Source organism: Mesorhizobium sp. L2C066B000 (genome assembly GCF_000502335.1).
In the GTDB taxonomy this organism is placed as follows: domain Bacteria; phylum Pseudomonadota; class Alphaproteobacteria; order Rhizobiales; family Rhizobiaceae; genus Mesorhizobium.
This window is the reverse complement of the sequence record NZ_AYWZ01000003.1, coordinates 292,501-303,666: the sequence shown is the minus strand read 5'-3', so window position 1 is coordinate 303,666 and position 11,166 is coordinate 292,501. Positions and strand designations below refer to the sequence as shown.

Genomic DNA, 11,166 nt, shown 5'->3' with positions numbered 1-11,166 from the left:
ACGACCGGCACGGTGAGCTCCACTTCCGCGCAGGCGGTCAACCTCAACGGCATCGCCACCACAGGCATCAATTTCACCTCGACCAATTCGACCGGCGGCACCAACAACGTGTCGCTGACCAATGTCACCGGCGCCGGCACTGTCAGCCTCGGCTCCGGTGCGCTCGGCGGCGCGACCGGCGCGGCCTTCCTGGTCACCGGCGGCTCGGCCAATGTCAGCTATGCCGGCTCGGTCACCAAGACCACGGCCGGAAACGTCGTCAGCATCTCCACCCGCACCGCCGGCACTACGACATTGTCGGGCACTCTCAGCGCCACCGGCGGCGTGGCCAACGGGATCCTCGTCAACGCCAACACCGGCGGCACGATCAACTTCTCCGGCGCCAGCAAGATACTGACCACCGGAGCCAACAATGCCGTCGACCTGACGGCGAACACCAACACCGCGGTCAACTTCACCGGCGGCGGCCTAGCCATCACCACCACCTCCGGCACCGGCTTCAACGCCACGAGCAACGGTACTGGCACCGTGACCGTTATCGGCTCGGGCAACACGATTTCGACCGGCAGCGGCGTCGCGGTCAACCTTGACACGGTCATCTCGGCGGCTGGCATAACCTTCGCGTCCACGAACAAGGGCGCCGGCGGCACCAGCGCGGTCATCCTCGACACCGTCACCGGTTCGGGAGCAATCGACCTCGGCACCGGCGCGCTGGCCGGCGGCAGCGCCGCCACGATCCGCATCGGCGACGGCGCCGGCACCGCCAACAGCGGCGGCACGGCGGCCTTCACCTATGCCGGCACCATCACCAGCGGCACCGGCCAGGCCATCAACATCCAGGATCGCGCCGCGGCCGCCGGCAACATCACGCTGTCAGGCAACATCTCTCACAATGTGGCGGGCGTGAACGGCATCCAGCTGGATGACAACGCTGCCGGCATCATCACCTTCTCCGGCACATCGAAGTCGATCACCTCCGGGTCGGCCATTGCTGTGAACCTGACCGACAACACCGGCGCGACGATAGACTTCATCAATGGCGGGCTGGTCATCAACACCACCGGCGCCGCCGGCTTCAATGCCACGGGCGGCGGCACGGTGACGGTGCAGGGAACCGGCAACAGTATCGCGTCGACCAACGGCACGGCGCTCAATGTCGTCAACACGTTTATCGGCGGCTCGGGCCTGACGTTCCAAAGCGTTTCGGCGAATGGCGGCACCAACGGTCTCGTGCTCAACAATACCGGCCTTGCCGCCGGAAATGGCGGGCTGACGGTCACAGGCACTGGTGTCACGGCCGGTTCCGGCGGCACAATCCAGAACACGGTGCAGGGTGCGCTGTTCACGTCGACGAAGAACCTGTCGCTTTCGAACATGAACTTCACCAATGCCAACACAGGCAACGGCACGTTGAACAATGTCGACGGACCGACATTCAACAGCGCCGCCCAGGCCGCCATCAATATGAGCAGCGTGGCGACGGTAACGTTCACCAACCTGAATTTGAACGGCGGCGCGCAGGTCGGCATCAACGGCCAGAACGTCTCGAACATGACCATCGCCAACACCACGGTGACCGGCTTCGGGAACGCCGTCTTCGAAGGCAATATGCGGTTCTACAATCTCATCGGCACGTCATCGATCACGAATTCGACGTTCAGCTTCGCGGCCGGCGCTGGTGGCGACAATCTGGTCGACATCCGCAATGACTCGGGCACCAGCCTGACGCTGAACATCAGCGGCAGCACGTTCAGCAACACCAAGCTTTCTGCAAACGGAGCGCAGGGTCTCAGCTTCGAGGCCTTTGGCACAGCGAGCGCGACGGTCAACATCTCGAACAGCAGCTTCCTGAGCCTCAAGACCTCCGGCGTCGAAGCCTTTGCGCGCGACACCTCGACGCTCAACGTCAACATCACCGACGGCGGCACGGTCGGAAACGGCAATACGTTCGATCCGCAAGGCGGCCTCGGCCGAGCCATCGGCCTCAACGCCGAGGACACCGCGCACCTGAACTTCAAGATCCTCAACAACAAGAAGATCTATGGCAATGGCGGCCCGGTCATCAACGTGTTCGGCATCAACAATGCCGTCATCATGGGCCGCATCAACAACAATGCCGACATCAAGGGCGGCGGCGTCGGTTCGGCGGGCTCGGCGATCTTCATCCATCCGGAAGACGCTTCGACCGGCATCATCGAGATCGTCGGCAACACGATCACCGGGACTGGCAACGATCCGGCGATCTTCGCCACGCCGCACGGCGACGGCGCCGGTCCGAGCACGGACAATGGTTCGCTGGATCTGACGATCATGAACAACAACATCGCTCTTTCGGGCACAGGTGTTGCCGGCAGTGGCGCGGTCGGCATCGATGTGCGCGCGGGTTCCAATGCCGGCGACCTTACGAACACCTATCTGAACATCAGCGGCAACACAGTGACCCTGGCCCAGCCAGCCGACGACATCGCCTTCCTGGCACGCATAGGCAGCACTACGTCGCATCTGTATTTCCAGAACTTTGTAGGCGGCGCGAACAATCAGGCAATTGCTACCGCCATCTGGAATGCCGGGGGCAACACGCCGGCCGGTTCGGTGTTCTCCTTCGACGCCGGCGGTGCACCGGCCTATGCCGCGATACCTGGCGGGCACAATGGCGGGCTGGTCCTTGTGCCGACCAACTGACTCTAGAGGCGAATGCTTGCGAAGCATTCGTGTGTTTATCGGCAGTAGATCAGCATTAATTTTCTTGGAGATTTCTGTCGACTTGCTAATACAATCGTCTTAAGGTCTGTACAGAGTTTGGGGGAGAGGACTTATGTCTGAGCCGTTTTTATCGGAAATCAGAATCATGTCGTTTGTGTTCGCGCCAAAAGGCTGGGCACTCTGTAACGGCCAGCTTCTCCCCATAAATCAAAACCAGCCGCTCTTTTCGCTGCTCGGCACCACCTTCGGCGGCGATGGCCGGGTGAATTTCGCACTTCCCGACTTTCGCGGGCGCATGCCGATTCATGTCGGCGGCGGCCATACGCTGGGCGAGCGCGGCGGCGAGCAGGCCCACACGCTGTCTATCGCCGAAATGCCCACGCATATACACAGCGCCGGCGCATCGTCCGGCACCGGCGTGAGCAACCTTCCGGCCAACAACGTTCTGGGCAACAGCACGCCGAACCTCCTTTATGGCCCAGTGCAAAACCTCGGCGCCATGGCTTCCGGCACCGTCACCAATATCGGCGGCAGTCAGGCACATCTCAATATGCAGCCTTTTCTGGCATTGAATTTCTGCATTGCCCTGCAGGGCATTTTCCCATCGCCGACCTGAGGAAACGCGATCATGGCACAACCCTATGTTGGCGAAGTTCGAATGTTTGCCGGCAACTTCGCGCCAGCCGGCTGGATGTTCTGCGAGGGACAGTTGCTGCCGATCTCCGAGAACGAGACACTTTTCCAACTGATAGGCACCACCTATGGCGGCGATGGCCAGAGCACCTTCGCATTGCCTGACCTGCGTGGCCGCCTTCCCATCCATCAGGGCAACGGGTTCATCCTGGCCGAGACGGGGGGCGTGGAGGAGATCACCCTGACAATCCAGCAGATTCCGGCGCATACCCACGCCCTGCTGGCCTCGAGCGACGTAGCCAATCAGCCCAATCCCAGCCAAAGCGTCATCGGCAGGTCAGGTCAGGTCAATGCGTTCATCAACGGCGGCCCATCGGTGCCAATGAGCACCCAGTTCCTCGGTAGCCGCGGCGGCAGCCAGCCACACAGCAATTTCCAGCCCTATCTGTGCGTCGACTTCATTATCTCGCTGTTCGGCATATTCCCTTCGCCGACTTAAAGAGGACCGTCATGGCCGATCCGTTCGTTGCCGAAATCCGTATCTTTCCGTTCAAATTCTCGCCCAAGGGCTGGGCCTGGTGCGACGGCCAATTGCTGCCGCTATCGCAGAACACCGCATTGTTCTCGCTGCTCGGCACCACCTATGGCGGCAACGGGAAGTCCAACTTCGCCCTGCCTGACTTGCAAGGCCGCGCACCGATGCACCCGGGGCAAGGACCGGGCCTGTCGCTGCATGATCTTGGCGAAAACGGTGGTTCCGAAACGGTGTCTCTGCTGGAGTCCGAGCTTCCGATGCATAACCATTTCGCCATGGCCGCCCCGTCGGTCGTCAGCGGAGACAGCAACATCGCTCCCGGCAATGCGTTCGCCAAGTCGAGCCAAGGAAATGTATATGTCGCGCCAGGCGGCATGGTGTCACTGTCGGACCAGGCAGTATCGCCCGCCGGCGCCGACCAGCCGCACAACAATATGCAGCCCTATCTCACTTGTTATTTCTGCATCGCACTGCAAGGCGTTTTCCCGCCGAGAGGCTGATACCAGGCAACAAGGCAGGACCGATACGATGGCCAAGAAAGCAGAACCGAAATCGAACGAACCGGCTTCAAAGGACAAGAAGCCGGCTGCGGCTCCGAAGGCCGCTTCGAAGGCCAAGGCGAGCTCCGGGCCTGGGCCTATGTACCAGCACATGCCGGCTGGCGTTTCGTTCTTCGAATTGTCGCGGCTGATGGTGGTGGGTATTGATTCCGCCAAGGGTCAGTTGATCCAGAAAGCGCAGACCTCGCCGAACGGACATTGGCCCTCCGCCTGGTCGCCGATCGCGCCCGGCGCCTGGGTGATCATGACGGCGGGCCTGACCAGGGATGGCCGCGTCGCGGTCGTGGCGCAGCCCTCGGGCGCCGCCAGTCTTTCCTTCATCACCGAGGACGAAAGCCAGGCCGGCCCGACAAGCAAATGGAACGCGCCGATGAACATCGGCGCACCGCCCGGCGCCGCCAGTTACCAGAAGCTTTCCATGTCCAACGATGCCGACGGCCGCATCGAGGTCTTCCTCACGGACAATCAGGGTCGCATCTGGTGGATCTACCAGAATCCGGAGCAGATCGTGCAGGTGCAGAAAACCATCACCCCGCCCGGCTCGACGACACCGATCGTCGTCACCGTCGATGAGCTCACGCCGCCCGCCAAGATGTGGAGCGACTGGATCCAGCTTGCCGGTCAACTGATAACGATCACTGCCATCCACCAGGGCGACGGCCGCATCGCGCTGTTCGGCATCAATTCGAATCTCCAGCTCTATCGCTGCCAGCAGGCGACCGCACAGGCACTGAAGGCGGCCGACTGGACGCAATGGGTGCAGATCGACAGCTCGCAAAGCGGCGGTTTTATCGAGATGGCGCCGGTGATCGGGCCGCTGGGCGCCACCAATCTGTTTGCCTTGAGCAAGGGCGGGCAGGTGCTGCACACGCGCCAGATGCCTGCCGGATCGGACTTCTGGACGCAATTGGCGACACCCGGTTATTCCAGGTGGCCCCAAAACGCGCTCGCCGCCGGCATCCAGGGCGACGGCGACATCGTGCTGGTCGCCACCGACCAGCAGCATGTCCTGCAGTTCAACGCGCAGTGGGATGCCTATAACCAGAACTGGTCAGGATGGCGTGATTTCGGCTTTGTCCTCAACTCGGCCCGCCTGTCGCTCAACTACAATGCCGACGGCCGGCTCGCTTTGTTCATGCTGATGGTCATGCCGGACGGCACAAGTGGGCTCTGGACGATCAACCAGATGTCTATCGACAGCTCCGAATGGGAATATGGCTGGACGGCGCTGACCACCAGCAACCTCAAGCAGATTGTCGTTGTACGCGACCTGACGCCGCCGGCCTGAAAGACTGCTCCGCCGAATGGTAATTGCCGGCTTACGCTACATACGGGCAGCCGCGCTTGGGCTCGCACTGAGGCCCGAGACAGATGCCGACCGGCCGTTCATGGCCGCGCTTTATGCCTCGACGCGGACGGCGGAACTCGCCGGTGTGCCGTGGCCGCCGGAGGACAAGACGCAGTTTCTCGACATGCAGTTCCAGGCGCAGCACGCGCATTTCCGGCGCTATTATCCGCAAGGTGAATGGCATGTGGTGACGCATGCCGGGCAGGACATCGGCCGCCTCTATCTCGAGCGCTGGCCAAGCCAGCATCGCATCATCGACATCGCCTTCCTGCCGGTGCATTGCGGCAAGGGCTTTGGCACAGCGCTGCTCGGCGATGTGATCGACGAGGCTGCCGCCGTCGGCAAGCCCGTGTCTATCCATGTCGAGAAGAACAATCCCGCGCGCCGGCTCTATCTGCGCCTTGGCTTCGTGGTCGCCGAAGACAAGGGCGTCTACGACCTGATGGCGGGGCCGGTGGCGGCATCCGCCGAGGCCGGTCAGTTGAAGACGGCCTCGTAGAGATAGCCGGTTGCATCGGCTGACACAGGCACGATGAAGATGTCGTGAGTGGTGTCGCTGCGGACAAAGCGATAGATAGCCTGCGGCAGCGCCGCGTCGCGCGGCCCCCTGAACAGCAGCGTGAAGCCACCGCCGCCGCGCGGGCTGTTGGCAATGGGCTGCACCGCGCTCAGTTCCAGCGTGAGCGTCTGACCGCCGGCTTCGACGGAAAAGCTCTGCCCCTGCTCGAAATCCGAAAGCGATGCCATGCGCCTGCCCTGGTTCGTCTGTCTTCAGACGTTTTGTGTTTGAGAGTCTGTCCCGTCAGCCAATGTCGCTGCTTGATGGCATGCTGTCTATAGAGCTCGATCTCCAGAAGTACAAAAGAGCACGATCGAACAACGAGGTAGATTTATCCCGCTAATGTCGGGGTGGATCAGTCGTCAGTGCGTTGCGCCCTCGCCGCCGCTGGCCTAAACCGGAAGTGCATAAGAGGAGAATGCCAGGGATGACTGACGCGAAAACGGACGGGGCGGAAAGCACGCCCGCCAATGCGCTGCCGCTGTTCTACAAAAAGCCCGAGGCGCTCAATCTGCTGCGGCACGGCTCACTCGGCCTTACGGCGCGTGCCGATTTCTCCTTTGCCCGCACCGCGCACGCCATCCCCGTCGTCGCCTCGGAAATGCCCGCGGCGATGCGCTCTTACCCCATCGTTTTCATCGGCGACGCCAAGGCGCCTGTCATCATCACCGGCCTGCGCCAGGACCAGAACCTGTTCGTCGGCGCCGACGGCAAATGGGCGGAGCCGCATTACATTCCCGCCTATGTCCGCCGGTACCCCTTCATCCTCGCCGATGAATCGAAAACGACCGGCCGCCTGACGTTGTGCATCGACCGCGCCAACGAACGCGTCGTCGAGCAGATGCCCTCATCCAAGGACAGCGACGAGATCGCGCCCTTCTTCGACGGCAACGAGCCGGCCGAGGCCTCGAAGCAGGCGCTCGCCTTCTGCAGCCAGTTCCAGACCGACTTCAATGCGACTCGCGCCATGATCGACAAGATCGACGCGCACGGCCTGTTCGCGCCGCGGCAGAGCAAGGTGACGCTGGAGGGCGGCGAGACCCTCAACCTCACCGACTTTCAGGTGATCGACGAGCCGGCCTTCAACAAATTGAGCGACGAGGCGTTTCTTGATCTCAGGAAATCCGGCGCGCTTGCGCTGCTCTATTGCCATCTCGCCTCGAGCAACAGCTGGACCTCGCTGGCCTTCCAGGCGTCATTGCGGCGAGCTGGCTGACGCGGCCCGCGACGAAAAGCTTCGGCAAGGCGCGGGTTGTTTAAATCAACGGTTCGCGCCTTCGCACGACGATCTCTCCGCGGCTCGAATCATGCTGTTGTCGTGCAGATCGATTGCCATGACGGGTTGGCGAACTTCCTAATGCTCGACGTATCTCTCGCGAAATGCGCCGAGGCGGCATCAATCCCCCGGTTCGCGGACCTCTCAGCACGCCAACCTTGCTGCCCTCCTCAATCGTTGAATAGCCGGTCGTCGCCATCGATCACGGTCCGAACGCAAAAAGCCCGCGTGAAGCGGGCTGTTTTTGATGTTGGTTGCGGGGACAGGATTTGAACCTGTGACCTTCAGGTTATGAGCCTGACGAGCTACCGGGCTGCTCCACCCCGCGTCACCTCCAGGGCAAGCTCTTGCTTGCTCCGGACTCTCCAGGGCAAGCTCTTGCCTGCTCCGGATCTGAAGCAAGCGTTTGCTTGCTTATCTGGACGTAAGCCTGGGCCTATGAACAGGATGGCTTACAGATAGGTATATGGCTGACCAAATGAAAGGGCCGCTTGCGCGGCCCGTGATCCCTTGGCGGGCCTTTTCGTAGAGAGAAGATTTCAGTTTCATCCGGTTTGCGGATGAGAGTTCAACGTGCGTTTTGCAGACCTGGCAGCGACCTACTCTCCCGCGTCTTGAGACGAAGTACCATCAGCGCTGGAGCGTTTCACGGCCGAGTTCGGAATGGGATCGGGTGCAGCCGCTCCGCCATAACCACCAGGTCGGCAAAACGCACGTTATATCGAGAAGCTGTTTTTTCGTGCCAAGGCGACGTTTGTGTTTTGCTTACGGGCGTAAGCCCGCAAGCGCGACTGCGCGTCGCCGGTTTTCCGGCGCCCTCGCGGAGCATAGGCCCTGTAAGGGCCGCTCATGCGTGAGCGCTGGTCAGATCATCGTGTTCACGATGAGCATAAGGAATGAGAACGATCAAGCCGATCGAACTATTAGTACCGGTAAGCTTCAAGCGTTGCCGCTCTTCCACACCCGGCCTATCAACGTGGTCGTCTTCCACGGTTCTCAGGGAATACTCGTTTTAAGGTGGGTTTCCCGCTTAGATGCCTTCAGCGGTTATCCCGTCCGGATATAGCTACCCTGCTATGCGGCTGGCGCCACAACAGGTCCACCAGAGATCCGTCCATCCCGGTCCTCTCGTACTAGGGACAGATCCTTTCAATATTCCTACACCCACGGCAGATAGGGACCGAACTGTCTCACGACGTTCTGAACCCAACTCACGTACCGCTTTAAATGGCGAACAGCCATACCCTTGGGACCTGCTCCAGCCCCAGGATGCGATGAGTCGACATCGAGGTGCCAAACAACCCCGTCGATATGGACTCTTGGGGGTCATCAGCCTGTTATCCCCGGCGTACCTTTTATCCGTTGAGCGATGGCCCTTCCACGCGGGACCACCGGATCACTATGACCGACTTTCGTCTCTGCTCGACTTGTCAGTCTCGCAGTCAGGCAGGCTTATGCCATTGCACTCAGCGAACGATTTCCGACCGTTCTGAGCCCACCATCGCGCGCCTCCGTTACTCTTTAGGAGGCGACCGCCCCAGTCAAACTACCCACCATACATTGTCCCGGACCCGGATAACGGGCCGCGGTTAGACATCCATAGTAATAAGGGTGGTATTTCAAGGGTGGCTCCACCTGAGCTGGCGCCCAGGTTTCAAAGCCTACCACCTATCCTACACATGCCACTACGAATGCCAATGTAAAGCTATAGTAAAGGTGCACGGGGTCTTTCCGTCTAACCGCAGGAACCCCGCATCTTCACGGGGAATTCAATTTCACTGAGTCTATGCTGGAGACAGCGGGGAAGTCGTTACGCCATTCGTGCAGGTCGGAACTTACCCGACAAGGAATTTCGCTACCTTAGGACCGTTATAGTTACGGCCGCCGTTTACTGGGGCTTCGATTCAGAGCTTGCACCCCTCCTCTTAACCTTCCAGCACCGGGCAGGCGTCAGACCCTATACGTCGTCTTGCGACTTCGCAGAGCCCTGTGTTTTTGATAAACAGTCGCTACCCCCTGGTCTGTGCCACCCTCCTCTACTTGCGTAGAAAAGGGTCACGCTTCTTCCGAAGTTACGCGTGCAATTTGCCGAGTTCCTTCAGCATAGTTCTCTCAAGCGCCTTGGTATACTCTACCTGACCACCAGTGTCGGTTTCGGGTACGGTTTATAAGGAGGAGCTATTTCCTGGAACCGCTCCGCTGCCCGTTCAATCCGATAAGATTGGACAACTTGTGCGATCCGTCACTACCTCCAAGCCCACGAATATTAACGTGGTTCCCATCGACTACGCGTTTCCGCCTCGTCTTAGGGGCCGGCTAACCCTGCTCAGATTAGCTTTAAGCAGGAACCCTTGGTCTTTCGGCGGGGGAGTCTCTCACTCCCCTTACGTTACTCATGTCAGCATTCGCACTTCTGATACCTCCACCACCCCTCACGGGTATGGCTTCGTCAGCTTACAGAACGCTCCGCTACCGCTTGGCCCTTGCGGACCAAACCCTAAGCTTCGGTGTATGGCTTTAGCCCCGTTACATTTTCGGCGCAAAGACCCTTATTTAGACCAGTGAGCTGTTACGCTTTCTTTAAATGATGGCTGCTTCTAAGCCAACATCCTGGTTGTTTTGGGATCCTCACATCCTTTCCCACTTAGCCATAACTTGGGGACCTTAGCTGTAGGTCAGGGTTGTTTCCCTTTTCACGACGGACGTTAGCACCCGCCGTGTGTCTGCCGACTAGTACTCCCAGGTATTCGGAGTTTGGTTAGGTTTGGTAATCCGGTGAGGACCCCTAGCCCATCCAGTGCTCTACCCCCTGGGGTATTCGGTCGACGCTCTACCTAAATAGATTTCGCGGAGAACCAGCTATTTCCGAGTTTGATTGGCCTTTCACCCCTAGCCACAAGTCATCCCGAACTATTGCAACAGTTATGGGTTCGGTCCTCCAGTAAGTGTTACCTTACCTTCAACCTGCTCATGGCTAGATCACTCGGTTTCGGGTCTAATGCGACGAACTGAACGCCCTGTTCAGACTCGCTTTCGCTGCGCCTACACCTAGCGGTTTAAGCTTGCTCGTCACACTAAGTCGCTGACCCATTATACAAAAGGTACGTGGTGACCCTTGCGGGCTCCCACTGTTTGTAGGCAATCGGTTTCAGGTACTCTTTCACTCCCCTTGTCGGGGTGCTTTTCACCTTTCCCTCACGGTACTAGTTCGCTATCGGTCATGCACGAGTACTTAGGCTTGGAAGGTGGTCCTCCCAATTTCAGACAGGATTTCACGTGTCCCGCCTTACTCGAGGACGATTGATTGCATTACGCGTACGGGGCTGTCACCCACTATGGCCCTACTTTCCAGAAGGTTCCGCTTGTCTCTCAATCGCCACTGGCCTGGTCCGGGTTCGCTCGCCACTACTTCCGGAGTCTCGGTTGATGTCCTTTCCTACGGGTACTTAGATGTTTCAGTTCCCCGCGTTCGCCACTTTATCCCTATGTATTCAGGATAAGTTACCTATTATCGATACTTGGAAACCACAGTAGCAGATCGCTCTGCTACTC

The 11,166-nt window shown here is 59.7% G+C and carries 7 protein-coding genes, 1 tRNA gene, 2 rRNA genes and 1 pseudogene (1 of these 11 only partly in view); 7 read left to right on the top strand and 4 right to left on the bottom strand.

What is annotated here, in order from left to right; genetic code table 11:
* The 6 genes and pseudogenes from X733_RS153720 to X733_RS153745 form a co-directional block, all read left to right on the top strand.
* Positions 1-2,682, top strand: a pseudogene (locus X733_RS153720) (S-layer family protein); the annotation flags it as partial.
* A gap of 133 nt (positions 2,683-2,815) precedes the next feature.
* Positions 2,816-3,319: a tail fiber protein gene (locus X733_RS153725; RefSeq protein WP_023818516.1), complete on the top strand. Its 504-nt coding sequence runs from the start codon at positions 2,816-2,818 to the stop codon at positions 3,317-3,319.
* Between the two features lie 12 nt (positions 3,320-3,331).
* The gene (locus tag X733_RS153730; protein WP_023818515.1) at positions 3,332-3,835 is read left to right on the top strand and encodes a tail fiber protein; all 504 of its coding nucleotides are present in this window, start codon (positions 3,332-3,334) and stop codon (positions 3,833-3,835) included.
* Positions 3,836-3,846: 11 nt separating this feature from the next.
* Positions 3,847-4,371 carry a tail fiber protein gene (locus tag X733_RS153735; RefSeq protein WP_023818514.1) on the top strand — a complete coding sequence of 175 codons (525 nt, stop codon included), beginning with the start codon at positions 3,847-3,849 and terminating at the stop codon, positions 4,369-4,371.
* 28 nt (positions 4,372-4,399) lie between these two features.
* Positions 4,400-5,719 carry a hypothetical protein gene (locus X733_RS153740; RefSeq protein WP_023818513.1) on the top strand — a complete coding sequence of 440 codons (1,320 nt, stop codon included), beginning with the start codon at positions 4,400-4,402 and terminating at the stop codon, positions 5,717-5,719.
* A gap of 16 nt (positions 5,720-5,735) precedes the next feature.
* Positions 5,736-6,278 carry a GNAT family N-acetyltransferase gene (locus X733_RS153745; protein WP_023818512.1) on the top strand — a complete coding sequence of 181 codons (543 nt, stop codon included), beginning with the start codon at positions 5,736-5,738 and terminating at the stop codon, positions 6,276-6,278.
* Here the strand turns inward: X733_RS153745 and X733_RS153750 are convergent.
* Positions 6,257-6,526, bottom strand: coding sequence for a hypothetical protein (locus X733_RS153750; RefSeq protein ID WP_023818511.1), 270 nt, complete (start codon positions 6,524-6,526; stop codon positions 6,257-6,259). The genes X733_RS153745 and X733_RS153750 overlap by 22 nt on opposite strands.
* Positions 6,527-6,765: 239 nt before the next feature.
* On the opposite strand from X733_RS153750, the gene X733_RS153755 reads away from it, so the two are divergent.
* Positions 6,766-7,554, top strand: a complete 789-nt coding sequence (locus X733_RS153755; RefSeq protein ID WP_023818510.1) for a SapC family protein — start codon at positions 6,766-6,768, stop codon at positions 7,552-7,554.
* 311 nt (positions 7,555-7,865) lie between these two features.
* On the opposite strand, the gene X733_RS153760 is transcribed toward X733_RS153755, so the two are convergent.
* The 3 genes from X733_RS153760 to X733_RS153770 form a co-directional block, all read right to left on the bottom strand.
* A tRNA-Met gene (locus tag X733_RS153760) sits at positions 7,866-7,942 on the bottom strand.
* Positions 7,943-8,200: 258 nt separating this feature from the next.
* Positions 8,201-8,315, bottom strand: a 5S ribosomal RNA gene (gene rrf, locus X733_RS153765).
* 201 nt (positions 8,316-8,516) lie between these two features.
* Positions 8,517-11,166 (bottom strand): 23S ribosomal RNA (locus X733_RS153770) (it continues 152 nt past the right edge of the window).

Excerpts from the sequence above, each read along its gene's own strand:
- X733_RS153725 (WP_023818516.1), top strand. The coding sequence starts at position 2,816 with ATGTCTGAGCCGTTTTTATCGGAAATCAGAATCATGTCGTTTGTGTTC.
- X733_RS153730 (WP_023818515.1), top strand. The coding sequence starts at position 3,332 with ATGGCACAACCCTATGTTGGCGAAGTTCGAATGTTTGCCGGCAACTTC.
- X733_RS153735 (WP_023818514.1), top strand. The coding sequence starts at position 3,847 with ATGGCCGATCCGTTCGTTGCCGAAATCCGTATCTTTCCGTTCAAATTC.
- X733_RS153740 (WP_023818513.1), top strand. The coding sequence starts at position 4,400 with ATGGCCAAGAAAGCAGAACCGAAATCGAACGAACCGGCTTCAAAGGAC.
- X733_RS153745 (WP_023818512.1), top strand. The coding sequence starts at position 5,736 with ATGGTAATTGCCGGCTTACGCTACATACGGGCAGCCGCGCTTGGGCTC.
- X733_RS153750 (WP_023818511.1), bottom strand. The coding sequence starts at position 6,526 with ATGGCATCGCTTTCGGATTTCGAGCAGGGGCAGAGCTTTTCCGTCGAA.
- X733_RS153755 (WP_023818510.1), top strand. The coding sequence starts at position 6,766 with ATGACTGACGCGAAAACGGACGGGGCGGAAAGCACGCCCGCCAATGCG.